We start from the raw sequence: 1581 nt of genomic DNA, 5'->3' as shown, positions 1-1581 counted from the left end.
GCTGCTGGACCGCGTCACCCATCACTGCCACATCGTTGAAACGGGCAATGAATCGTGGCGCTTCAGGACCAGTTCTGCCAAGGCGAAGACGACAAGAAAGAGAGCAGCAAAACCAGCGGGTAACGAAGAGTTATCCACACCGGAATAGATGTACTACGCTGTCTCGGGGTGGGTCAGATTTAGATGAAATCGGTGGGTTAAGACTCGGTGGAAATCAACACCGGTGGCTTCAGACCCGGGAGTCTTTTTGCGAGTTTCGCGCTTAGCCGACCTTTCCCGATGTCGGCGATCATGGACAAGAGGTGCTCCGGAACGACGGGCGTTCCCAAGCGCCAGGCGGCAATTCGAGCCGCGCGCGTCGGTCCAAACCCCTGTTCGTCAAGAATATCAAGCATCGCCTCGCGAAGATTGGGGGCGTTTATGACTGCAACTTCAAAGGTCAAGTCGTTCAGAAAAATGCCATAGGTTTCCCAAATCGCACTGAAGGTAGGAAAATCAGCCGATTCGCACCAAGCACGCTGCTCAGCCGTCAAGGGAACGACTCCCGAAGCGGCGCAGTATGCGTCCCATATTCCAAGCGTCCGCGCCTTTCCAAGTGGCGACTTGGCGCCGGCGATGGGATCCCAATCGGTGACAACCGCGAAAGGCAGGCCAAGACTACCGGCGAGCTTCACGTAGGGCTCGAAATGGACGCCCGCGACATTGCAGACGGTAATGCCGAGCCGATCCAGATCGAGGCCCAACGCCTCGGCAAATCCGGGCCGCAGTGCTTCTTCGGCATCGCCTTCCACGAAGATCACGCCTCGCGCGAAAAGCAGTTCGGATCTCGTAGCGGTCAGATAGCGCTCAATGTCGTCAAGTTCCTCGTTTGTGACCGGCAACTCCGCAAGCGAATAGACTTGCGACGCGCCGTTCACCGATCGCAAGCTCACTATCGAACGGAGCGGCACAACCGCAGCCAATGTCGGGGAATGGCTCGTGACGACAAGTGCCTGTGCCGGGTCAGCTTTTTGAAATAGCTTATCGAATACAGCCCGCTGAAGTTGAGGATGGAGGTGAGCCTCCGGTTCCTCGATACAAAGCAGCGAATAGTTGCGTTCATTCTTGGCACGCCGCCAAGCAAACTCCGCCAATTTCAAAGTGATCAAGGCGACATTCGCAGAGCCCAGGCTTGCCTCAGCAATGCTGCGTTTGCCGTTATCGATGAACATTGCAATTGAACGGAACAATCGAAGCGGATCGGTGGGCGCAAAGCGTAGGCGTGCATCAATGTCATGCGCGCTTCCGGCAAGGTCCAGAATGCCAGCGCGGAGGGAGTCTTCGAGCGCTTTAACCGACGGGAAACTTTCGAGCTTCTTGGTCGCACTTTCAAGCGTGGCAGCAACGCTATCCAGTTCACTACGACTGACTGTCGCCACGGCATCCTCGAGCAATGGGCGCAGCGGTGAGTTGCGCCACGATGCCAGTTGCCCCTCGGCGTCGCGCAACGCGTCGAGCATATCTAGCGCAACCCTGCGACGGACCCGGCTTGGGACGGCTCGGGATTCATCACCCCCACCGAAAACGATGAACTCGCAGTCC

At 57.3% G+C, this 1581-nt stretch carries 2 protein-coding genes; one reads left to right on the top strand and one right to left on the bottom strand.

All coding sequences use genetic code 11. The annotated features are described in order from the left end of the window. Position 1 precedes the first annotated feature (1 nt). Positions 2 to 148, top strand: coding sequence for an ATP-binding protein (locus ACFTWP_RS41595; RefSeq protein WP_380270382.1), 147 nt, complete (start codon positions 2 to 4; stop codon positions 146 to 148). A 49-nt stretch (positions 149 to 197) separates the two neighbouring features. On the opposite strand, the gene ACFTWP_RS41590 is transcribed toward ACFTWP_RS41595, so the two are convergent. Next, on the bottom strand, positions 198 to 1581 hold a 1384-nt coding region (locus ACFTWP_RS41590), incomplete at its 5' end, for an ATP-dependent endonuclease (RefSeq protein WP_380270381.1).

The organism is Kitasatospora sp. NPDC057015 (genome assembly GCF_042673745.1).
Lineage (GTDB): Bacteria > Actinomycetota > Actinomycetes > Streptomycetales > Streptomycetaceae > Kitasatospora.
The sequence above is the reverse complement of the archived record's forward strand: the minus strand, read 5'-3'. Positions and strand labels throughout refer to the sequence as shown.